This is a genomic window from Kitasatospora sp. MY 5-36, assembly GCF_001182915.1.
Lineage (GTDB): Bacteria > Actinomycetota > Actinomycetes > Streptomycetales > Streptomycetaceae > Kitasatospora.
The window spans coordinates 1-22,154 of record NZ_LFVW01000034.1 but is presented as its reverse complement, the minus strand read 5'-3'; the positions used below and the strand labels follow the sequence as shown (position 1 = coordinate 22,154).

Annotated in this window: 18 protein-coding genes; 2 read left to right on the top strand and 16 right to left on the bottom strand. The window is 72.4% G+C overall.

Annotated features, from left to right (window positions below; genetic code table 11):
* Positions 1 to 25 precede the first annotated feature (25 nt).
* Positions 26 to 865 (bottom strand): ABC transporter permease, encoded by an 840-nt coding sequence (locus AE652_RS03145; RefSeq protein ID WP_049649556.1) that lies wholly within the window; start codon positions 863 to 865, stop codon positions 26 to 28.
* A gap of 47 nt (positions 866 to 912) precedes the next feature.
* A complete protein-coding gene (locus tag AE652_RS03140) occupies positions 913 to 3,522 on the bottom strand; it encodes an alpha/beta fold hydrolase (RefSeq protein WP_199823035.1) in 2,610 nt (869 codons plus the stop codon).
* A gap of 297 nt (positions 3,523 to 3,819) precedes the next feature.
* On the opposite strand from AE652_RS03140, the gene AE652_RS03135 reads away from it, so the two are divergent.
* Positions 3,820 to 4,839: a mechanosensitive ion channel family protein gene (locus AE652_RS03135; protein WP_049649534.1), complete on the top strand. Its 1,020-nt coding sequence runs from the start codon at positions 3,820 to 3,822 to the stop codon at positions 4,837 to 4,839.
* Between the two features lie 91 nt (positions 4,840 to 4,930).
* Here the strand turns inward: AE652_RS03135 and AE652_RS03130 are convergent, their stop codons facing one another.
* From AE652_RS03130 to AE652_RS03115, 4 genes are all read right to left on the bottom strand, one after another.
* The gene (locus AE652_RS03130) at positions 4,931 to 5,410 is read right to left on the bottom strand and encodes a GNAT family N-acetyltransferase (RefSeq protein ID WP_049649533.1); all 480 of its coding nucleotides are present in this window, start codon (positions 5,408 to 5,410) and stop codon (positions 4,931 to 4,933) included.
* A gap of 1 nt (position 5,411) precedes the next feature.
* Positions 5,412 to 6,350: an RluA family pseudouridine synthase gene (locus AE652_RS03125; protein WP_049649532.1), complete on the bottom strand. Its 939-nt coding sequence runs from the start codon at positions 6,348 to 6,350 to the stop codon at positions 5,412 to 5,414.
* Positions 6,351 to 6,403: 53 nt separating this feature from the next.
* On the bottom strand, positions 6,404 to 6,988 hold the full coding sequence (gene lspA, locus AE652_RS03120; RefSeq protein ID WP_369808260.1) for a signal peptidase II: 585 nt from the start codon (positions 6,986 to 6,988) through the stop codon (positions 6,404 to 6,406).
* A gap of 241 nt (positions 6,989 to 7,229) precedes the next feature.
* The gene (locus AE652_RS03115; protein WP_234348203.1) at positions 7,230 to 7,694 is read right to left on the bottom strand and encodes a TraR/DksA family transcriptional regulator; all 465 of its coding nucleotides are present in this window, start codon (positions 7,692 to 7,694) and stop codon (positions 7,230 to 7,232) included.
* A gap of 698 nt (positions 7,695 to 8,392) precedes the next feature.
* On the opposite strand from AE652_RS03115, the gene ileS reads away from it, so the two are divergent.
* Entirely contained in the window at positions 8,393 to 11,524 is a 3,132-nt protein-coding gene (gene ileS, locus AE652_RS03110) for an isoleucine--tRNA ligase (RefSeq protein WP_049649530.1), read from the top strand.
* A 218-nt stretch (positions 11,525 to 11,742) separates the two neighbouring features.
* Here the strand turns inward: ileS and AE652_RS03105 are convergent, their stop codons facing one another.
* The 10 genes from AE652_RS03105 to murD all read right to left on the bottom strand — a co-directional run.
* Positions 11,743 to 13,095, bottom strand: coding sequence for a DivIVA domain-containing protein (locus AE652_RS03105; RefSeq protein ID WP_049649529.1), 1,353 nt, complete (start codon positions 13,093 to 13,095; stop codon positions 11,743 to 11,745).
* 59 nt (positions 13,096 to 13,154) lie between these two features.
* On the bottom strand, positions 13,155 to 13,436 hold the full coding sequence (locus AE652_RS03100) for a YggT family protein (RefSeq protein ID WP_030060143.1): 282 nt from the start codon (positions 13,434 to 13,436) through the stop codon (positions 13,155 to 13,157).
* Positions 13,437 to 13,535: 99 nt separating this feature from the next.
* Complete coding sequence (locus AE652_RS03095) at positions 13,536 to 14,153, bottom strand: cell division protein SepF (protein ID WP_049649528.1); 618 nt, start codon at positions 14,151 to 14,153, stop codon at positions 13,536 to 13,538.
* A 307-nt stretch (positions 14,154 to 14,460) separates the two neighbouring features.
* Entirely contained in the window at positions 14,461 to 15,249 is a 789-nt protein-coding gene (locus AE652_RS03090; protein WP_079271769.1) for a YggS family pyridoxal phosphate-dependent enzyme, read from the bottom strand.
* Positions 15,249 to 15,980: a peptidoglycan editing factor PgeF gene (gene pgeF, locus AE652_RS03085; RefSeq protein WP_181970547.1), complete on the bottom strand. Its 732-nt coding sequence runs from the start codon at positions 15,978 to 15,980 to the stop codon at positions 15,249 to 15,251. Before pgeF ends, AE652_RS03090 begins: the two co-directional genes overlap by 1 nt.
* Positions 15,977 to 17,209, bottom strand: a complete 1,233-nt coding sequence (ftsZ, locus tag AE652_RS03080) for a cell division protein FtsZ (RefSeq protein ID WP_049649527.1) — start codon at positions 17,207 to 17,209, stop codon at positions 15,977 to 15,979. Before ftsZ ends, pgeF begins: the two co-directional genes overlap by 4 nt.
* Before the next feature lie 364 nt (positions 17,210 to 17,573).
* The gene (locus AE652_RS03075) at positions 17,574 to 18,350 is read right to left on the bottom strand and encodes a cell division protein FtsQ/DivIB (RefSeq protein ID WP_049649526.1); all 777 of its coding nucleotides are present in this window, start codon (positions 18,348 to 18,350) and stop codon (positions 17,574 to 17,576) included.
* Positions 18,343 to 19,449, bottom strand: a complete 1,107-nt coding sequence (gene murG / locus AE652_RS03070; RefSeq protein WP_049649525.1) for an undecaprenyldiphospho-muramoylpentapeptide beta-N-acetylglucosaminyltransferase — start codon at positions 19,447 to 19,449, stop codon at positions 18,343 to 18,345. The genes AE652_RS03075 and murG overlap by 8 nt, the downstream gene beginning before the upstream one ends.
* A gap of 6 nt (positions 19,450 to 19,455) precedes the next feature.
* Complete coding sequence (ftsW, locus tag AE652_RS03065) at positions 19,456 to 20,793, bottom strand: putative lipid II flippase FtsW (protein WP_369808259.1); 1,338 nt, start codon at positions 20,791 to 20,793, stop codon at positions 19,456 to 19,458.
* A 91-nt stretch (positions 20,794 to 20,884) separates the two neighbouring features.
* The coding region (gene murD, locus AE652_RS03060; RefSeq protein WP_049649524.1) for a UDP-N-acetylmuramoyl-L-alanine--D-glutamate ligase at positions 20,885 to 22,154 on the bottom strand (1,270 nt) is incomplete at its 5' end.

Below are 22,154 nucleotides of genomic sequence, written 5' to 3'. Positions count from 1 at the left end.
CCTCCGGCCCCAGCCCCACGCCCGGCTACGACACCACGTCCTTGCGCGCGAACCCCCGGAACGCCAGCGCCAGCAGCACCACCGCGTACGAGAGCGACAGCGAGACGCCCTGCACCATGCCGCCCCACTCCAGCTGCGGCTGCAGGGCGTCCGCCCAGGAGTACTGCCAGTGCGCCGGCAGCCACTCCCGCAGGTCGCCGAGCGCGGTGACGGCGTCCAGCACCCCGGTGATGATCGAGGCGAACACCGCGCCGCCGACGGCGCCCAGCGGCGCGTCCGTCGCCGTGGAGAGCCAGAACGCCAGCGCCGCGATCACGATCTCGCTGAGGAACACGAAGGCCACCGCGATGGCGATCCGGGGCAGCGCCTGCCCGGCCGGCAGGCTGACCCCGGCGGGCAGCTTGAGGTCCCCCCAGCCGTACGCCGCGGTGCCGACGACCAGCCCGATCGCGGGCAGCATCACCACCGCCACCGCCGAGAACCCCAGCCCGACGGCGAACTTGCGGGCCAGCAGCCGGGCCCGGGGCACCGGCGCGGCCAGCAGGTAGCGCAGCGAGGACCAGCTGGCCTCGGAGGCGACGGTGTCCCCGCAGAACAGCGCGACCGGGATGACCAGCATGAAGCCGGTGCCGACGAACAGCATGGTGACGGCGAAGTTGGCCCCCGAGGCGGTGGCCAGCTCGATGAAGGTGGTCCGGTCCGGCCGGCCCGGGGTGCCGCCGAGCTGGAACGCGGCCAGGATGACGAACGGCATGGCGGCCAGCACCCCGCCGATCACCATCGTGCGGCGCCGGCGCAGCTGCCGCACCGCCTCCACCCGCAGCGGCAGCGTCCGGCCCGCCCGGTACCCCTCGGCGTGGTCCATCGACCCGACGCGACCCTCCGGCTCCGTGTGGTCCTTCGTCACGGCACTCACGCTCCACCTCCGATCAACGACAGGAACGCGTCCTCCAGCCGCCGCTGCGGCCCGGCGCTCTCCACCGGCACCTCCAGCCGCACCAGTTCGGCCAGCAGCTCGCTGGCCGCCAGTCCGTCCAGCCGCACCAGCAGTCCGCCCTCGACGGCCTCCGCCGAGCCGACCCCGGCCAGCGCGGCCACCTTGTCGGCCACCGAGGCCGGGTCGTACGGCTCGGCGATGCCGATCATCAGCAGCTCGCCGGCGCCCACGATGTCCGCGACCGGGCCGGCCGTGACCAGCCGCCCGCGGTCCATCACCACCAGGTCCGTGCAGCTCTGCTCGACCTCGGACAGCAGGTGGCTCGACACGATCACGGTCCGCCCGCCGGCCGCGTACCGGATCATCACCTCGCGCATCTCCCGGATCTGCGGCGGGTCCAGCCCGTTGGTCGGCTCGTCCAGGATCAGCAGGTCCGGCATCCCGAGCATCGCCTGCGCGATCGCCAGCCGCTGCCGCATGCCCTGCGAGTACGTCCGCACCGCGCGGTCCAGCGCCTCGCCGAGCCCGGCGATGGCCAGCGCCTCGTCGAAGCGCGCGTCGGCCTCCGGCCGTCCGGTCGCCTGCCAGTACAGCCGCAGGTTGGCCCGCCCGGTGAGGTGCGGCAGGAAGCCCGCGCCCTCCACGAACGCCCCGACCCGCGACAGCACCGGCGCGCCGGGCCGCACCAGGTGCCCGAAGATCCTGATCTCCCCGGCGTCCGGCCGGATCAGTCCCATCAGCATCCGCAGCGTGGTGGTCTTGCCCGCGCCGTTCGGCCCGAGCAGCCCGAGCACCTGCCTCTGCTCCACCCGGAAGCCCAGCTCCCGTACGGCGTAGCGGTCCTGGGCGCCCTTGTAGCGCTTGCTCAGCCCGCTGATCAGCAGCGGCACGGCGGCCAGCTCCGGGTCGAAGCCGGGCCCGGCGGCGGCCCGCCGGCGCCGCAGCCGCGGTGCCAGCAGCAGGGCCGCGGCCGCCAGGACGGCGATCACCGGCAGCAGCCAGGTCCGCGCGGGCAGCGGCGCCGCCTCGGTGACCAGCTCCTCGACGGTGGGCACGGTGAGCGCCCCGGCCGGCGCCACCCGGTAGGTGGCCGGCTCGACCGGCGAGGCGTACGCGAGGTCGGTGCTCGCCAGCACCAGCCGCACCCGGTGCCCGGCCGGGAAGGTGTGGTCCACGGTCGGCAGCGCCACCGTGACGGTCTGCCCGGCGTCCGCGCCGGTGACCCGCAGCGGGGCGGCCAGCTGCTGCGGCAGCACCGCCTTGCCGTCCGGTCCGACGTCGTACAGCTTCGCGAACAGCACCGCGTCCGGCCGGTCGGCCGTCACCCGCACCGGGACGGTCGGCTGCCCGGTCAGGTGCAGCGGCGAGTCCAGCGGCGCCGAGTCGAAGGCGGCGTTCTGGCCGGGGAAGTCCAGGGAGAGCCCGGCGCCCAGCGAGGCGGCCTGGCTGAGCGCGCCGACGCCGGGCAGCGTCGAGATGCCGGGCGGCGCGCCGCCGGGCGGGTTGGCGAGGGTCTGCTCGCCGCCGGCCAGCTCGACGGTCCGCGAGCCGGTCCCGCCCAGGCCCGGGTACCGGTCGGCGGTGGCCCCGCGCAGCACGGCCTGGAAGCCGGTCGAGTCGACCCCGCCGGTGCGGGTGACCCGGAAGTCGGCGCCGGTGTCGTTGCCGCGGCCCTTCAGATAGTGGTCGAACCAGGCGGTGACCCGGTCGTCGACCCGGGCACTGGTGTCCGTCCCGCCGTCGTGGCCGCCGGCGAACCAGTCGACCGCCACCGGGGCGCCGTTGGCGGCCACCGCCTTGGCGATCCGGTCGCCCTGGTCCAGCGGGAACAGCGAGTCCTGCTGCCCCTGCACCACCAGCGTCGGCGCCTTGAGCTGCGCCGCCACCGAGGACGGGCTGGAGCGGTCCAGCAGCGCGACGGCCTCCGGGTCAGCGTGCCCGGCGGTGGCGACCCGGTCGTACATCTGGCAGAGCGACTCCAGGAACCGCCCGCAGCCGACCGGCCCGTCCGCCTTCGGCCCCGGGCCGCCGCTCTCCCGCGGCGCCTCCCCGGAGGGCCCGAGGTCCCCGGCCGAGCCGGTGGTGAAGAAGATCCCGGCCCACAGCTTCTTGAACACGCCGTCCGCCGCGCCCGAGCCCTGCACGCCCTGCGGGAACAGCGCGTCGGCCAGGTTCCACCAGGTGATCTGGGTGGCCACGGCGTCGATCCGGTGGTCGTACGCGGAGGCCAGCAGCGAGACCGCCCCGCCGTACGAGGCGCCGGTGATGCCGACCTTCGGGTCGCCGGGCCCGTCCAGCTGCACCTCGGGCCGCTGGGCCAGCCAGTCCACCAGGTGCTTGACGTCCTCGACCTCGCGGTCGGGCGCGTTCAGGCCGATCTTCCCGCCCGAGTGCCCGAAGCCGCGCGCCGACCAGGTCAGCACCGCGTACCCCTGCCGGGCCAGCTGCTCGGCGCGCTGCCGCTCGCCCTCCTTGGAGCCGCCGAAGCCGTGGGCGAGCAGCACCGCCGGGCGCGGACCGCCGCCGGTGGTGAAGAAGGAGGTGTCCAGCTGGACCTGCTGGGCGCTGCCGGGTGTCTCCGGCATGCTGAGGAAACGGTCCTCCTGACGGACCGCCTGCTCACCGCCGGACGCCACCGTCGCGGTGCCGGCCGCGCCACGGCCGCCAGGGCCACCGCCCCGGCCAGCAGCCTGTGTCTGACCGTTGTTCCCCGGGCGCGCCAGCGACGCCATGCCCCACCGAACTCCATGGCCGCTGATCGTATCCGCCGTCCGGGTAGGCGTCCGATAAAGGCACCCCCTGGAAGCACCGCCCGGGGTGTCACCCGAGCCCCGCGCCGTTACGTCCGCTTCGCCCCACTGTGCCCGGGTATCGTACGGCGCATGCTCCGGCCGCTGCTCTCGCTGCTCGCCACCGTCGCCGCCACCCTGGCGATCGGCTGGATCGTCGACCAGGCCCTCCAGCGGATCGCCGCCCGCCAACCGTCGGCACCGGTCTGGCCGCTCCTGCGCCGCTGCCGGATCCCGCTCCAGCTCGCCGTCGTGTCGGCCCTGCTGCTCGCCGCCAAGCCGCTCCAACGGATCTTCCACCTGAAGCACGACGACGGCGCCCAGCACCTGCTCCTGCTGCTCCTGCTCGCCTCGCTGGGCTGGCTCACCGTCCGCGTGGTGGCCGCCGTCCTGGAGGCCCTGCTCAGCCGGTACGAGAGCCGCGTCGACGACCCGGCCCGGGTCCAGCGGGTGCGCACCCAGATCAGCATGCTGCGCCGGGCGGCCGACGCGCTGATCGTCGTGGTCACGGTGGCCGTGATGCTGCTGACCTTCTCCGCCATGCGCACCATCGGCGCCAGCCTGCTCGCCTCGGCGGGCATCATCGGCATCGTGGCCGGCATCGCCGCCCAGAGCACCCTGGGCAACTTCTTCGCCGGCCTCCAGATCGCCTTCGGCGACACCGTCCGGATCGGCGACACCGTCGTGGTGGACGGGCAACAGGGCACCGTCGAGGAGATCACCCTCAGCTACCTGGTGGTCCGGCTCTGGGACTACCGCCGGCTGATCGTCCCGGTCTCGTACTTCGTCAACAAGCCCTTCGAGAACTGGACCCGCCGCGACCCCGGCCTGCTCGCCGCCGTCCTGCTCCACCTCGACCACACCACCCGGGTGGACGAGCTGCGCACCACCCTGCGCGCCCGCCTCGACCGGCACCCGCTCTGGGACGGCGGCGAGTGGGCCCTCGACGTCACCGACACCACGCCCAGCACCATCGTCGTCCGCGCCACCATGACCGCCCGCACCCCCGACGACGCCGCCCGGCTCCGCTTCGACATCCGCGAGCAGCTCATCGCCCACCTGCGCGACGAGCACCCCCACGCGCTCCCCCGCCTCCGCACCACCGACACCTGACCGGCGCCCGGCCCCGCCGGCGAAGCCCCGAAAAGCGGAGTTCCCCGCGCCCCGGACAGGGGCGCGGGGAACCGCGCGATCAGAGCGGGTCCTACAGCACCCGTGTCATCGTCCGGTGCGGTATCCCGGCGTCGTCGTACACCGGCCCCTCGGCCACGTACCCCAGCCGCTCGTAGAACCCGAGCGCCTGCACCTGCGCGTGCAGCTCGACCTCCACGCCCCCGCGCTCGGCCCCCGCGGCCTCGACGGCCCGGACGAGCTCCGCGCCCAGCCCCGTCCCCCGGGCCGCCGCGACGACCGCGAGCCGCCCGAGCAGCACGCGCCCCTCGACGCCCCCGGTGAGCCCGCGCGCCTGCTCGCCGAAGATCAGCCGCGCCGTCCCCAGCGCGGCCCCGTCGGCCCCGACGGCCAGCAGGTGCACCGAGGTCGCGTCGTACTCGTCGTACTCCAGCTCCTCGGGCACGTTCTGCTCGACGACGAAGACCTCGCGCCGGACGGCCCGCGCCAGCTCCAGGTCCGCCTCCCCGTCGACGACCCGGACGGTGACGGCCGGCACCTCGGCGGCCGTCATCTCAGCTCTCCGCCGCGATGATGTCCAGCGCCTTCTTCAGGTCCTCCGGGTACTCGCTGGAGAACTCGACCCACTGCCCGTCCGCCGGGTGCTCGAAGCCGAGCGACACCGCGTGCAGCCACTGCCGGGTCAGCCCCAGACGCTTGGCCAGCGTGGGGTCGGCGCCGTACGTGAGGTCGCCCACGCAGGGGTGCCGCAGCGCGGACATGTGGACGCGGATCTGGTGGGTGCGCCCGGTCTCCAGCTTGATCGCCAGCAGCGACGCGGCCCGGTACGCCTCGATCAGGTCGTAGTGGGTGATCGACGCCTTGCCGTCGCGGGTGACGGCCCACTTCCAGTCCGAGCTGGGGTGCCGCCCGATCGGCGCGTCCACCGTCCCGCTCATCGGGTCCGGGTGGCCCTGCACCAGCGTGTGGTAGCGCTTCTCGGTGATCCGGTCGTGGAACTGCCGCTTGAGGTCGGTGTACGCGCGCTCGGACTTGGCGACGACCATCAGCCCGGAGGTTCCGACGTCCAGCCGGTGCACGATGCCCTGGCGCTCTGCGGCGCCCGAGGTGGAGATCCGGTACCCGGCCGCGGCCAGTCCGCCGATCACGGTGGGGCCGGTCCAGCCCGGGCTGGGGTGCGCGGCGACGCCGACCGGCTTGTCGATCAGGACGATGTCCTCGTCGTCGTGCACGATGCGCATGCCCTCGACGGGCTCGGCGACGATCCGCACCGGCGCGGCCGGGGCGGGGATCTCGACCTCCAGCCAGGAGCCGGCGGTCACCCGGTCCGACTTGCCGGCCACGGCGCCGTCGATCATCACCTTGCCGTCGGCGGCCAGCTCGGCGGCCTTGGTCCGGGAGAAGCCGAACATCCGGGCCAGGGCGGCGTCGAGGCGCTCGCCCTCCAGGCCGTCGGGAACGGGGAGGCTGCGGATCTGCGCTGCGGTACTCACCCGTACGAGTATGCCGGAACCGCGGCCCTCCCCCGCCCGCCGGCGGTCCGGCGCTACTTCCCGCCCTGCTCCGGCTTCCCGGCCTTCCCGGGCTTCTCGACCTCCTGGTGGACGGTCCCGTCCGGGTTGCTGCCCCGGAAGGAGAGCAGGACCACCAGGATTCCGCCGCAGACGATCGCCGAGTCCGCGAGGTTGAAGACCGCGAAGTACTGGACGGAGACGAAGTCCACCACGTGGCCGCGGAAGACCCCGGGCGCGCGGAACAGCCGGTCGGTGAGGTTGCCGAGCGCCCCGCCGAGCAGCAGCCCGAGCGCGATCGCCCAGGGCAGGCTGTACAGCTTCCGGGCGATCCGCCAGATCACCACGATGACGGAGGAGGCGATCACCGTGAAGACGACGGTCAGCGCCTGCCCCATCCCGAAGGCCGCGCCCGAGTTCCGGATCACCTGGAGGGTGAGCACGTCCCCGATCACCTTGATCGCCGCGTGGTTCTCCAGCCGGGCGACCACCAGCAGCTTGCTGCCGAGGTCGATCAGGAGGGCGAGCACCGCGACGACCAGCAGCACGCCGATCCGCCGCGGACCCTTGGGCTTCCCGTCCGTCGTGGTGTCCGCGGACGCCCCGGTCGGCTCGGCCACGGGCACCTCCACGGCATCGGCGGGGGTCGGGACGGCGTCGTCCCGGGTCTGGGGGGAACCTTGCGTGCTGATGATCCGCTCCGCTGCCGGTGGAGCTCCCCCGGTCCGCAGGAGGGGGAGGGTGGTGGGCCGGTGATGGCCTGCCCGCGTTCACGAACGCGTCAGGCGGCATCCTTCAGGCGACGTTACGGGGTCGAGCGTACGGCAAGCCCGACCCCTCGCGTCCCTCCGGCCGCCCTGGTCAGCGGCGCTCCTGCTTGGCCTTGCACTGCACACAGAGCGTCGCCCGGGGGAAGGCCTGCATCCGGGCCTTGCCGATGGCCTGCCCGCAGGACTCGCAGGTGCCGAAGCCGACGCCCTCCAGCCGCTCCAGCGCGCGCTCGGTCTGCGCCAGGCTGTCGCGCGCGTTGTTGGCCAGCGCCAGTTCGCTCTCCCGCGAGATGTTCTTCGTACCGGCGTCCACCTGGTCGTCGCCGGCCCCGTCGTTGGAGTCGCGCATCAGGCCGGAGATGGCCGCCTCGGCGGCGTCGATCTCGCTGCGGAGCCGGTCCAGCTCGCTGATCAGCTCGTCGTGCAGCTCGTGGACCTCCTCGGTGGTCCACGGGTCCTCGCCCGGCCGGACCGGCAGCGTGGCCGGGTCCACGGACTCGGCGCCGCGCGGCGCGGTGACGGTGTCGGTGCCGTTCTTCGGTGCGGTAGTGGTCACGGTCCCCTCCCCTGGGTCGACCGCCACGGCCTTGCGTGCCCGCTTGGTGGCGGTACCCGCGCCGGTTCCCTTCTCAGCCATGGCTTTCGACCCCATCTACGAACGAATCGAGCCGCCGGTTCCCGGCGGCTTCCAGTGCCGGAACGATAATCCCGATCAAAACCGGTCACAACATGACATACCGACGCCTCATAACGTTCCCACCCAGGCAGCCGCCCCAACCGTCACGCCCCGTGCGCTCATGGATTTGTGCCCAGATCGACTCCGGCTAACCTCCGCCGCCGCACGCCCCCGGAGTGCTCCCGAAGCGCTCCCGGAGCATGGCCGGAGCACTCCCGGGGCGCCCACCGGCGCGCCCGCGGACCGCCCGCCGGGAAACGCTTTGGACAAACCGACTCGCCCGGCCGATACACTGGGCCTGCAAGGCGCAGATGGGACGAGTACCGACGTACGCAGCCACCAGCGACCCGGGGACGGTGCGAGCCCGGGGGTGTGCACGGCGGGAAGATCACCCCGGAGCCGCCGGAAGAACGGCCGCCGCGATGCCGCAGCGGCCCACTAGACCCGGCAGCAAGCCCAAACAAGAGGGCCGCGAACAGCAGTACCGCGGCCAAGGAGGGTGGTACCGCGGGGCGGCCTGGTCCGTCTCGTCCCTCCGGAGGATCCAGTCCCAGCATCCGCCGGAGGTAGACGCCGCGATGGCCAGCACCTACAACCCCGTCCCCGCGCAGGTGGATCTGCCTGCCCTGGAGCACCAGATCCTGTCGTTCTGGCAGGACAACAAGATCTTCCAGCGCAGCCTGGAGCAGTCTGAGGGCCGCCCCGAGTGGGTGTTCTACGAGGGCCCGCCGACCGCCAACGGCATGCCCGGCGCCCACCACATCGAGGCCCGCGTCTTCAAGGACGTCTTCCCGCGCTTCCGGACCATGAAGGGCTACCACGTCGCCCGCAAGGCCGGCTGGGACTGCCACGGCCTGCCGGTCGAGCTCGCCGTCGAGAAGGAGCTGGGCTTCTCCGGCAAGCAGGACATCGAGGCGTACGGCATCGCCGAGTTCAACGCCAGGTGCCGTGAGTCCGTCACCCGCCACACCGACGCCTTCACCGAGCTGACCACCCGCATGGGGTACTGGGTCGACCTCGACGAGGCCTACCGGACGATGGACCCGTCGTACGTCCAGTCCGTCTGGTGGTCGCTGCGGCAGATCTTCGACAAGGGCCTGCTGGTCCAGGACCACCGCGTCGCCCCCTGGTGCCCGCGCTGCGGCACCGGCCTGTCGGACCACGAGCTGGCCCAGGGCTACGAGACCGTGGTCGACCCCTCGGTCTTCGTCCGCTTCCCGCTGACCAGCGGCCCGCTGGCCGACCGGGCCGCCCTGCTGGTCTGGACCACCACCCCGTGGACCCTGGTCTCCAACACCGCCGCCGCCGTCCACCCGGAGGTCACCTACGTGGTGGCCACCGACGGGAACGAGAGGCTCGTCGTCGCCGAGCCGCTGCTCGCCAAGGCGCTCGGCGAGGGCTGGGAGACCACCGGCGAGTCCTTCACCGGCGCCGAGATGGAGCGCTGGGCCTACCGCCGCCCCTTCGACCTGGTCGAGATCGAGAACGCCCACTACGTCGTCACCGCCGAGTACGTCACCACCGAGGACGGCACCGGCATCGTCCACCAGTCCCCCGCCTTCGGCGCGGACGACCTCGCGACCTGTCGCCGGTACGGCCTGCCGGTGGTCAACCCGGTGCTCGGCGACGGCACCTTCGCCCCCGAGGTCCCGCTGGTCGGCGGCCAGTTCTTCAAGAAGGCCGACGAGGACCTGGTCGCGGACCTCAAGGAGCGCGGCCTGCTCTTCCGCCACCTGCCGTACGAGCACAGCTACCCGCACTGCTGGCGCTGCCACACCGCGCTGCTCTACTACGCGCAGCCGTCCTGGTACATCCGGACCACCGCCGTCAAGGACGCGATGATCCGTGAGAACGAGGCCACCAACTGGTTCCCGGACACGGTCAAGCACGGCCGCTTCGGCGACTGGCTGAACAACAACATCGACTGGGCGCTCAGCCGCAACCGCTACTGGGGCACCCCGCTGCCGATCTGGCGCTGCGAGGAGGGCCACCTCACCTGCGTCGGCTCGCTGGCCGAGCTGTCCGAGCTCACCGGCACCGACCAGAGCGGCCTCGACCCGCACCGCCCGTACATCGACGCGGTGACCTTCGACTGCCGCGACTGCGGCGGCACCGCCACCCGCGTGCCCGAGGTCATCGACGCCTGGTACGACTCGGGCTCGATGCCCTTCGCCCAGTACGGCTACCCGTACCAGAACAAGGAGCTGTTCGAGAAGCGCTACCCGGCGCAGTTCATCTCCGAGGCGATCGACCAGACCCGCGGCTGGTTCTACACGCTGATGGCGATCGGCACCCTGGTGTTCGACAAGAACAGCTACGAGAACGTCGTCTGCCTGGGCCACATCCTGGCCGAGGACGGCCGCAAGATGTCCAAGCACCTGGGCAACATCCTCCAGCCGATCCCGCTGATGGACCAGCACGGCGCCGACGCCGTCCGCTGGTTCATGGCGGCCGGCGGCTCGCCCTGGTCGGCCCGCCGGGTCGGCCACGGCACCATCCAGGAGGTGGTCCGCAAGACCCTCCTCACCTACTGGAACACCGTCGCCTTCCAGGCCCTGTACGCCCGCACCTCGAACTGGGCGCCCTCGGCGAGCGACCCGGCCCCGGCCGACCGCCCGCAGCTGGACCGCTGGGTGCTCTCCGAGCTGAACACCCTGGTCCGCGAGGTCGACGCGGCCTACGAGGCGTACGACACCCAGCGCGCCGGCAAGCTGCTGTCCGGCTTCGTCGACGACCTGTCCAACTGGTACGTCCGCCGCGGCCGCCGCCGCTTCTGGCAGGGCGACGCCGCCGCGCTCGCCACGCTGCACGAGGCGCTGGAGACGGTCACCCGCCTGATGGCCCCGCTCACCCCGTTCATCACCGAGCGGGTCTGGCAGGACCTGGTCGTCCCGGTCGCCCCGGAGGCCCCGGCCTCGGTGCACCTGGCCACCTGGCCGGAGGCCGACGAGTCGCTGATCGACACCGAGCTCTCCCGGCACATGGCGCTGGTCCGCCGCCTGGTCGAGCTGGGCCGGGCCACCCGCGCCGAGTCCGGCGTGAAGACCCGTCAGCCGCTGTCCCGCGCGCTGGTCGCCGCCCAGGGCTGGGAGGAGCTGCCGGCCGACCTGCGCGCACAGATCGCCGAGGAGCTCAACGTCTCCACCCTGGAGTCGCTGGCGGAGGTCGGCGGCTCGCTGGTCGACACCAGCGCCAAGGCCAACTTCCGCGCGTTGGGCAAGCGCTTCGGCAAGGGCGTGCAGGACGTCGCCAAGGCGGTCGCCGCCACCGACGCCGCCCGCCTGGCCGCCGAGCTGCGCGCCACCGGCGAGACCTCGGTCGAGCTGGACGGCGAGACGGTCGCCCTCTCCCCGGACGAGGTGATCATCACCGAGACCCCGCGCGAGGGCTGGGCCGTCGCCAACGAGTCCGGTGCCACCGTCGCCCTCGACCTGGCCATCACCCCGGAGCTCAAGCGGCTCGGCATCGCCCGCGACGCCATCCGCCAGATCCAGGAGGCCCGCAAGAACTCCGGCCTGGACGTCGCCGACCGCATCGTCCTGCGCTGGCGCGCCGCCTCGGAGGAGACCGCCGAGGCGATCGCCGAGCACGGTCCCCTCGTCGCCGAGGAGGTCCTCGCCACCGACTTCGCCGCCGGTGCGGCCGACTGGGAGTCCGAGACCTTCGCCGACGAGTCGCTCGGCCTGGCCTTCCAGCTCCGCAAGGCCTGACCGCCCGACAACGAAGCCGCCGTCACCCCGGGGTGACGGCGGCTTCGCCGTACCCGCCCACGCCCCGCAGCCACCCCGGCTCCCGCACGCCCCCGCCCGGTTCCCCACGCCCCCGGCCGCAGCGCTTCCCCTCCCCGCACGCCCCCCACGCAGAAGAGCGCCCCCTCCCCGACCCGTGGGTCGGAAAGGGGGCGCTCTCGGAAGGCGCTGCTACAACCTCAGTTGTCGCCGTCCTCGTCGATCAGGAAGCCCCGCATCGGCGCCGGAGCCTGCTGCATCGGCTGCGGCGGCTGCGGACGGACGGCCGCCATCGGCTGGGTCATCCCGGCCGGCTGCATCTGCGGAGCACCGCTGTTGCCACCGGTCGACTGGCCGCCGAAGCTCGGCGCCGAGGAGTTGCCACCGAAGGAGCTGTTCCCGCCGAAGGACGGCGAGTTGCCCCCGAAGGACGGCTGGCCGCCACCGAAGCTCGGCGCACCGCTGCTCATCGCGCCGGCACCGGCCGGAGCCATCGACGAGGCCGCCGGCGGCAGCGACGCGGTGGCGGGGATCCGCGGCGGGGCGAGCGAGTCGTCGGCCTGCGACTCCAGCTGACGCAGCTGGGTCTCCAGGTACGACTTCAGACGGGTGCGGTACTCACGCTCGAACGCCCGCAGGTCCTCGACCTTGCGCTCCAGCGTGGCCCGCGCCGACTCCAGCGAGCCCATCGCGACGCGGTGCTTCTCCTGCGCGTCCCGCTCCAGCGCGTCGGCCTTCGCACGGGCGTCGCGCTCCAGGCCCTCGGCCCGGCTGCGCGCCTCGCCGACGATCTTGTTGGCCTCGGAGCGGGCCTCGGAGATCGCCTGGTCGGCGGTCTGCTGAGCGAGCGCCAGCACGCGGGCCGCGCTGTCGCCACCGGGGCCCTGCTGCTGCATCGGGGCGCCCATCGGCTGCATCTGCTGCTGCTGCGGGCCGCCCATGGGGCCGCCCATCGGCTGCATCTGCTGCTGGCCCATGCCCTGGCCCATCGGGTTGCCCATCTGCTGCGGGCCACCGGGACCGCCCATGGGCTGGAGCATCTGACCGCCCATCGGCTGGACCAGCTGCTGCTGGCCGCCCATGGTCTGGTTCATCTGCTGCTGCTGCGGGCCGCCGGCAGCGGGAAGCTGCGGGGCGGATCCGGCGGGCAGGCCGAGGGGCTGGTTGCCCATCTGCTGCTGCGGGCCGCCGGGGCCCATCTGCTGCGGACCACCCGGACCCATCTGCTGCGGACCACCGGGGCCCATCTGCTGCGGGCCGCCCGGACCCTGCTGGCCGGGGACCGGCGGACCGGATATGGCGGCCGGCACCGGAGCGCCGCCCTGTCGGGGCGCGTCCTGCTGCGGCTCCTTGCGCAGGTTGGCCTGGTTCTGCGCGGCGGCACGAGTCGCCGCGGCCAGCTTGGCGCGCAGGTCCTCGTTCTCCCGGAGGAGGCGGGTCAGCTCCGCCTCGACCTCGTCGAGGAAGGCATCGACCTCGTCCTCGTCATAGCCTTCACGCAGGCGGACGGTCGTGAACTGCTTGTTCCGAACGTCCTCGGGGGTCAATGGCATCTCTTCACCTCAACGTGATCGTCGGCACACCGGCATCCTGTCGCATCGCTCACCTACGACTAGGGGTGCACAAGCGAGATCAGGACATACACAATGATCATCAGTACGAAGAAGGACAGGTCGAGCGCCACGCCCCCGAAACGCAACGGCGGAATGAGCCGCCGAAGAAGCTTGAGCGGCGGATCCGTGACAGTGTACGTGGCCTCCAGGACCAGGACCATGGCCTTGCCGGGCCGCCACGAACGCGCGAACTGGAAGACCCAGTCCATGACCAGTCGTACGAGCAGGAACACCAGGAAGACGGTCAGGGCGTAGTAGAGCACCGCCCACACGATGTCCATCGCGTTTCCCTCTCCCCGGTCCCGATCCCTCGGGCCTGCCGCTCGTCACCTGTCGCTAAACCACTGTTGATCAGATCCACACGTAAAGTCGTGGCCGGGTCAGCTCTGGTTGAAGAACCCACCCTCGGCGATCCGAGCCTTGTCCTCCGCCGTGACATCGACGTTAGCAGGCGACAGCAGGAACACCTTCTGTGTCACGCGCTCGATACTGCCGTGCAGACCGAAGACGAGTCCAGCGGCGAAGTCTACGAGGCGCTTCGCGTCGGTGTCGTCCATCTCCGTCAGATTCATGATCACGGGGGTGCCGCCGCGGAACTGTTCCCCGATGGTACGGGCCTCGTTGTAGGTCCGGGGGTGCAGCGTGGTGATGCGGTAGGGCTCTCGTTCGTTCACGACCTTGGGCATGATCACCGGTGCGCTCTTCTCCAGGTTGTGGCGACGTTCGGGTGTGATGGACGACACGGGGGCCATCCTCGGAGTCTCCTGTCGGATCGGCACCGCCGCGGGCACCGGCTGCGGGGCGATCGAGGAGACCGGAGCGGGCGCGGCGGCCACCGGAGCCGGGGCCGGCCGGGGGATGTCCTCGGTCCGCTGGCCCGTCCGGATCGGCTCGGGGTCCGCGTCGTAGTCGTCGTCGGGGTCGTACCCCTGGCCGTCGTACGTCTCGTCCTCCACGAGGCCGAGGTAGACCGCCATCTTGCGCATTGCGCCGGCCATGCTCCTGTCTCCTCCGCTCATAGCCACCTCGCTGACGCTCGGTGGCGGGCTTCGCGATGCGCGCACCTTCTGATGGTCGCTCGCTCCGCTCGCTCCGTCAGGACCGGCTCCGTCCCGGCAACCCGGGCACATGACGGCCCTGCCTGCGGATTCCGCGGCCCCTCCACGACGGCGCGTCAGCCCGACGGCCGGTCAGTTTCGTGGAGTGGGGGCCGCGGAGCTGCGATCCACGGTTCGCTAGCGCTCCGAAGAGCTGCTAGATTCTGTCCTATTTTGTCCTGCTGTCTGATCTACTTACCCGGTGACGTTACCTGAGGGGTGACCTCACTCCGAGTACCGCCGTTCCGACGCGCACATGTGTCGCTCCGGCGGCAATCGCCTGCTCAAGGTCGCCGCTCATCCCTGCGGAGACCATGGTGGCAGCCGGATGGTCCGCCCGTACGGCGGTTGCGATTTCCGTCAGCCGATCGAAGGCGCGGGCCGGATCCCCGGCCAGCGGGCCCGCCAGCGGAGCGACGGTCATCACACCGTCCAGTCGCAGCCCGGGCGTGTCGGCGATCGCGTCGGCCAGTTGCGCGACGTCCTCCGGCGCGACCCCCGCCCGGTGCTCACCCTCCCCGTACGCCTTGTCCAGCGCCACCTGCACCAGGCAACCCAGCTCCGGGCGCTCCGACTTGAGTACCGCCGCGGAGAGCGACTGGACCAGCCGGAGCCGGTCCACCGAGTGCACGTGGTTCGCGTACCGGACGACCGAGCGGACCTTGTTGGTCTGCAGCTGGCCGACGAAGTGCCAGTCAAGAGGAAGGTTTCTGCACTGCTCCGCCTTGGGAGCGGCGTCCTGGTCACGGTTCTCCGCGACGTCCGTCACACCGAGTCCGGCCAGCAGCGCGGTGTCCTCGGCGGGGTAGGTCTTGGTGACGACGACCAGGGTGACCTCGCTCCGGGCGCGCCCGGCGGCCGCGCACGCGTCCGCGATCCGGCGCTCGACCACGTCGAGGTTGGTGCCGAGTTCCTCGTACCGGGCCCGCTGGCCCTCCGTCAGCGCCGCCACGAACGCGGCGCTCCCCGGGAACGGTCCGTAGATGTCGTTCGTCATCAGTGATCAGAGCCCAACCAGACGTAGCTCGCGAGCCGGCCGGTGCGCTGCTCGCGGCGATAGGAGTAGTGATCGGCGGATTCGAGGGTGCAGACCGGTGACCTCACCAGCTCCTTGACCCCCGCCGCGGCCAGCTGGGCCGCGACTCCCTCCGGCACGTCCAGGGCCGGAGTCCCCCAGGACGTCTCGGCGAAGGCCTCCGGCACCACCGCGGCGACCTCGGCGCGCAGTTCGGCCGGCACCTCGTAGCAGCGGCCGCAGACCGCGGGCCCGGTGGCGGCGGTGATCCGCGAGGGCTCCGCGCCCAGTTCGACCATCGCCCGGACGGCCGCGGGCACCACCCCGGCCGCCAGCCCGGGCCGGCCCGCGTGGGCCGCGCCCACCACGCCCGCCACCGGATCGGCCAGCAGCACCGGGGTGCAGTCGGCGGTCAGCACCGCCAGCGCGAGCGGCCGGTCGGAGACCACCGCGTCCACCGTCGGGGCCTGCCCGAGCGGCTGGCGCTCGGTCACCACCGCGACCTCGGCGCCGTGCACCTGGTTCATCCACACCACGTCGGCCGGGTCGAGCCCCAGCCGCCGGGCGGCCAGCGCCCGGTTCTCCCGCACGGCCTCCGGGTCGTCCCCCACCGCGCCGCCGAGGTTGAGCTCCCCGTACGGCGAAGTGCTCACCCCGCCCCACCGTGAGGTGAAGGCGAAGTGAGCACCCGCGCGGATCGCGTGATCGATCACTTAAGGAAATCCGGGACGTCGAGCTCCTCGGCCGGGCTCTCCACGAACGGCTGCCGGGCCGGCTGCACCTGCGGCGGAACCGGGGCGGAGGCGGTCGTGGTGGTCGAGGTCTCGGCGCTCCGGCTCGACGTGGTGGTCGAGGACTCGCCCTCCGAACGGGACGTCACCGAGCCGATCGTCCCGTACGGGCGGCCGGCCGGGCGCTCCGGGGCGGCCGGCGGGGTGGCCGGGCGCTCCGGGGTGGTGGACTTGACGACCGGGTCGCGGACGATCGCCGGCGGCTGCCCGCCGTCGAAGCCGGCCGCGATGACGGTGACCCGGACCTCGTCGCCGAGCGCGTCGTCGATGACGGCACCGAAGATGATGTTCGCCTCGGGGTGCGCCGCCTCGCTGACCAGCTGGGCCGACTCGTTGATCTCGAACAGGCCGAGGTCGGAGCCGCCCGAGATGGACAGCAGCACGCCGCGGGCGCCGTCGATCGAGGCCTCCAGCAGCGGCGAGGAGATCGCCATCACGGCGGCGGCCTTGGCGCGGTCCTCACCGCGGGCCGAGCCGATGCCCATGAGCGCCGAACCGGCGTCCGACATGACGGACTTGACGTCGGCGAAGTCGAGGTTGATCAGACCCGGGGTGGTGATCAGGTCGGTGATGCCCTGGACACCGGAGAGCAGGACCTGGTCGGCCGAGCGGAACGCGTCGAGGACGCTGACCTGGCGGTCCGAGATGGACAGCAGCCGGTCGTTGGGGATCACGATGAGGGTGTCGACCTCTTCGCGCAGGGAGGCGATGCCGTCCTCGGCCTGGTTGGCCCGGCGGCGGCCCTCGAAGGTGAAGGGGCGGGTGACCACGCCGATCGTCAGGGCGCCCAGCGAGCGCGCGATGTTGGCGACGACGGGCGCGCCGCCCGTGCCCGTGCCACCGCCCTCGCCGGCGGTCACGAAGACCATGTCGGCCCCCTTGAGGACCTCCTCGATCTCCTCGCGGTGGTCCTCGGCGGCCTTGCGGCCGACCTCGGGGTTGGCGCCGGCGCCGAGGCCCCGGGTGAGTTCACGGCCCACATCGAGCTTGACGTCGGCGTCGCTCATCAGGAGGGCCTGCGCATCGGTGTTGATCGCGATGAACTCGACGCCCTTGAGACCGACCTCGATCATCCGGTTGATGGCGTTGACACCACCGCCGCCGATTCCGACGACCTTGATGACTGCGAGGTAGTTCTGCGGTGCTGCCACGTCGAAGGCCTCTCGCCTCGAATTTCCGGGTCGGCCCGACCCGGGGCGGGGCCGTACCGACGGATGTCGATGGGTAGGGAGCCTGGTTTCTGACTGAATGTCCGAAATGCCGACCGCCGACCCCAACCCTAAACTTGACCTTTAGGGTTAGTTCTGTGTCTCCGTCACATCACCAGGAAACACAGTCTGGTGACACAGGACACTAGGTGGCTCCAGGCACGCGTTTCAACGAACACGCCGAGCTTCCCTTTTTCTTTTGAGCCTATGTGATCATCGGCCGGCTTAGGAAACCGGGGGTGACCACCAAGAGTCGGGCCGACACTTCAAGGCGTCAACCCCTCCCTCAGGCAGAGAACCTACCGGATCATCCCGACACCGCCGGCGCCTCCGGCGCCGTCACGTCGAAGTTCGTGCCCTTCTGGTTCAGGAGCGCGACCAGGACCCGGGCCTTGCGGTCGATCTGCTCCGGACTCCCCCAGCGCACCGTCGCACCCCCGCTGAGCTGCAACTGGATGTCGTCGTACGAGTGCACCAGCACCGAGCCGACCCGCTTGGCGACCTCCGGCGGCAGCCCGGCGGCCACCGCCACCGCGCCCTGCACCAGCTGCGGACGGGAGATCACCCCGTCGACGTCGTTCGCCTGCTGACTGAGTCGCAGCTCGACCACCGGGACGCCCTCGGGCGGGGCCGGTTCGGTGGCGAAGCTCACGCCCCCGGCGTCGACCTGGGTGAACCGGCCGTCGTCCCCCTTGACCGCGGCCACCGCCGTGCGCTGGACGACCTTCACCCGCAGGGTGTGCGGCCAGCCCCGCCACACCTCGGCCCTGGCCACCCGGGGGATCCCCTCCACCCGGTGCCGGACGCCGTCCAGGTCCACGCGCGCCAGCGGCCCGTCGCCGAGCCCGCCGACCGCCTCGCGGACCTGGTCCGGCGTCAGCTTGTCGTCGCCCGCGCCCTGGACGGCGACGGTGCGCACGTCCAGGACCGAGGAGAAGAACACCAGCCAGGCCAGCACGCCGAGCACCGCGGCGCCGAGCGCGCCCAGCACCACAATGCCCCGCCGGGAGAGCCGGAGGCGGGGAGCGGACTCCTCCACCTCCAGCTCCTCCTCCAGCGGGTCGGCGAGCCGGCCGTCAGCCACGGCGGCGGCCGCCGCGGTGGGCCTGGATGGCCTCGTAGACCATGCCGACCAGCAGGTCGTCGGCGTCCCGGCGGCCGAACTCGGCGGCCGAACGGCTCATGTCCCACAGCCGCTGCGGGTCGGTGAGCACCGGCAGCACGTTCTGCAGCACCCAGTCCGGGGTCAGCTCGGCGTCGTCCACCAGCAGACCGCCGCCGGCCTTGACCATCGGCTGGGCGTTCAGCCGCTGCTCGCCGTTGCCGATCGGCAGCGGGACGAAGGCGGCGGGCAGGCCGACGGCCGCCAGCTCGGCCACCGTCATGGCGCCGGCCCGGCAGAGCATCATGTCGGCGGCCGCGTAGGCGAGGTCCATCCGGTCCAGGTACGGCACCGGGCGGTACGGCGGCATCCCGGGGACGTCCGCCACCTGCGGCAGCTCGTTCTTCGGGCCGACCGCGTGCAGGATCTGCACGCCGTACTGCTGGAGCCGCGGGGCGATCGCGGTGATCGTCTCGTTGAGCCGGCGGGCGCCCTGGGAGCCGCCGGAGACCAGCAGGGTGGGCAGCCGCTGGTCGAGGCCGAAGTACTGGCGGGCCTCCGGACGGGCCGCGCCGCGGTCCAGGGTGGCGATGGTCCGGCGCAGCGGGATGCCGATGTACCGGGAGTCGCGCAGCTTGCTGTCCGGCGTGGAGACCGCCACGAAGTCGCTGTAGCGGGCGCCGATCTTGTTGGCCAGGCCCGGGCGGGCGTTCGCCTCGTGCACCACGATCGGCACCCCGGCCCGCTTGGCGGCCAGGTAGGCGGGCATCGCGACGTAGCCGCCGAAGCCGACCACGGCGTCCGCGTTGACCCGCTCGATGATCTCCTGGGCGGCCCGGACGGTGCCGCGCAGCCGGCCGGGGACGGTGATCAGCTCCGGGGTGGGCTTGCGGGGCAGCGGGACGGCCGGGATGAGCTCGAGCTGGTAGCCGCGCTCGGGTACCAGTCGGGTCTCCAGTCCGCGCTCGGTGCCCAGGGCGGTGATCCCGACGGACGGGTCGTGCCTGCGGAGGGCATCCGCGAGGGCCATGGCCGGCTCGATGTGACCGGCGGTCCCCCCGCCGGCGAGTACGACATGCACCGAAATTCACCGCTCCCTGCGTGCCGGCCCCGGGGCCGGGCGCGCTGTGGTTCGTCGTCGTGGCAGCACCCGGGCCAGTTGTCTCCTGATCCGGGAGTTCTTGCTCCGGGCGGCCAGGGCCGCCTTCGCGCCCGAGGTGCTGCGCGCCAGGCACAGCAGCACACCGATCGCGGACATGGCCGACAGCATGGCGGAACCGCCGTAGGAGAACAGCGGGAGCGGGACGCCCGCGATGGGCAGCAGTCCCAGCGCCGACCCCAGGTTGATCATGGCCTGCGCCATGATCCAGGTGGTGGCGGCTCCCGCGGCGTACCTGACGAAGGGCTCCTTCGTACCGATGGCCACACGGATACCCGCGTAGCCTAGTGCCGCGAAGAGACCGAGCACCGACAGCGTCCCCACCAGACCGAGTTCCTCGCCGGTCGCGGCGAAGATGAAGTCGGTGTGCGCCTCGGGCAGCTGGCCCCATTTCTCCACGCCGGCGCCGAGGCCGGTACCGAAGCCGCCGCCGTTGGCGAACGCGAAGACGCCGTGCAGGGCCTGGAAGCAGGCGCCCTCCGGGTCGAGCTTGGTGACGCCGATGCAGCCCAGCCGCTCGGCCCGGTGCGGGACGGTGACCACCAGCGCGGTGCAGACCACCACCGCCACCCCGACGGTGGCCACGAACAGCCGCAGCGGCGCGCCGACCATCCAGAGCAGCGCGAACAGCATCGCCACCAGGATCATCGAGGTGCCCATGTCGCCGCCGAACATGATCAGCGCGAGCAGCAGCAGGGCCCCCGGCACCAGCGGCACCAGCAGGTGCTTCCACGAGTTGAGGGTGCCGGCCTTCTGCTTGCGGGCGAGCAGGTCGGCGCCCCAGAGCACCAGCGCGAGCTTGGCGAACTCCGAGGGCTGGAACTGGAAGAAGCCGAAATCCAGCCAGTTCTGGTTGCCGTTGATCCGCACCCCGATGCCGGGGATGGCGACCAGGGTGAGGGCGCCGATCACCGCGATCATCACCGGGTAGGTGATCACCCGCAGCACCGCCACCGGGACGGAGGCGAAGCCGATCAGCAGGACCAGGCCGAGGATGGCCGCGATCAGCTGCTTGAGGAAGTAGTACTGCGCCGTGTGGTGCTGGTTCAGGGCGAGGATCTGCGAGGCCGAGAAGACCATCATCAGGCCGAGCACGACCAGCAGCAGGGTGCTGCCGAGCACCAGCAGGTACGGGGTGAGCGGCCGGTCCAGCCAGTACCGCCACCGGGCCCGGAAGGCCTGGAGACGGGCCAGCGGACCGGCCGACTTGTACTTGGTCGTGGTGGCGGAGATCACCCTCATCGGCTCGGCGGCGTCCCGCTTCACAACGCCGGAATCCGCTCTGCCCTGCCCCGCCACCGCTCCCCGCTCACTCTCTCCGTCCGACGCGCCCGCGCCGGCCCGTCCACCCGCCTGACTACTCGCCCGCCAGCTCCCGGACGGACGCCGCGAAGAGGTCGCCGCGCTCGCCGTAGTTGGTGAACATGTCCATCGAGGCGCAGGCCGGCGCCAGCAGCACCGTGTCACCCGATCGGGCGAGCGACGCGGCCGTTCGAACGACCTCGGCCATCGCCACCGCGCCAGTCTGGCCCTCGGCCGCCTCGATCACCGGCACATCCGGAGCGTGTCGCTCCAGCGCCTCCCGGATCACCGCCCGGTCCTGGCCGATCAGCACCACGGCGCGCAGCCGCTCGGCCGCGCCCTGCACCAGGTCGTCGAAGGTCGCGCCCTTGGCCAGGCCCCCGGCGATCCAGACGATCGGCCGGTAGGCGGCCAGCGAGGCGGCCGCCGCGTGGGTGTTGGTGGCCTTGGAGTCGTCGATGTACGTGACCTCGCGGACCACGCCGACCTCGGCGATCCGGTGGGCGTCCGGGCGGAAGGCCCGCAGGCCCTCCCGGACGGCCTTCGGCTCGACGCCGTACGCCCGGGCCAGCGCCGCCGCGGCGAGCGCGTTGGCGATGTTGTGCGGGGCCGGCGGGTTGACGTCCGACACCGCGCCCAGCTCGGCCGCGTTCTTGGCCCGGTCCTCGACGAAGGCGCGGTCCACCAGCAGCCCGTCCACCACGCCGAGGTTCGACGGGCCGGGGGCGCCGAGGCCGAAGCCGATCGCCCGGCAGCCCTCCTCGACGTCGGCCTCGCGGACCAGCGCCTCGGTGGCCGGGTCGGCCAGGTTGTACACGCAGGCGACCGTGTTGCCCTCGTAGATCCGGCCCTTGTCGGCGGCGTACGCCTCCATCGAGCCGTGCCAGTCGAGGTGGTCGGGCGCCAGGTTGAGCACCGCGGCCGAGTGCGGGCGCAGCGAGGGCGCCCAGTGCAGCTGGTAGCTGGAGAGCTCGACGGCGAGCACGTCGTACGGCTCCTCGGCGAGCACCGCGTCCAGGACCGAGACCCCGACGTTGCCGACGGCGGCGGTGCGCTTGCCGGCGGCGGTGAGGATCGAGGCGAGCATCTGGACGGTGGTGGTCTTGCCGTTGGTGCCGGTGACGGCCAGCCAGGGGGCGGGCTCGCCGGTGCCGGGCAGCGGCCTGCGCAGCCGCCAGGCCAGCTCGACGTCGCCCCAGACCGGCACCCCGGCCGCCTCGGCGGCGGCGAACAGCGGGCTGTCCGGCGCCCAGCCGGGCGAGGTGACGATCAGTTCGGTGCCCTCGGGCAGGCTCGCGCCGTCGCCGAGCCGCACGGTGACGCCG